The 301-nt window shown below is 46.5% G+C and carries 1 protein-coding gene; it reads right to left on the bottom strand.

Translation table 11 applies throughout. The annotated features are described in order from the left end of the window. Nucleotides 1-99 precede the first annotated feature (99 nt). Nucleotides 100-301: energy transducer TonB (locus MB824_RS03440; protein ID WP_238745995.1), on the bottom strand; the 202-nt coding region annotated here is incomplete at its 5' end.

Raw genomic sequence — 301 nt, 5'->3', positions numbered from 1 at the left:
GCAAGAGCAAAGCCGCCCGCAGGTTTCCCAGCTAGGCGGCCGATCCTTGCCCAGTCTCACGCAGGGCAACAATAGTGATTTGGATGTGATTCAGTAGTTTTAATATGGGACAAATTCAAAGGTAGTTTTAAAGCATTCTGAATTGCCTTTTTTATATACGCCACCCTTAGCAGCGCGCAATGCAGCATTATCCAAGCTTGCATTGCCGCTGCTTTTGACAATTACAGCATTTTTGCCTCTTCCATCATCGGTAACTTCAAATTCGACGCTGACTTTTCCGCCAATCCCAGCATTCTGTGCA

Source organism: Kingella pumchi, assembly GCF_022288825.1.
GTDB lineage: Bacteria > Pseudomonadota > Gammaproteobacteria > Burkholderiales > Neisseriaceae > Kingella_D > Kingella_D pumchi.
Note: the sequence above shows the minus strand (reverse complement) of the source record. Positions and strands in the feature narration are given on the sequence as shown.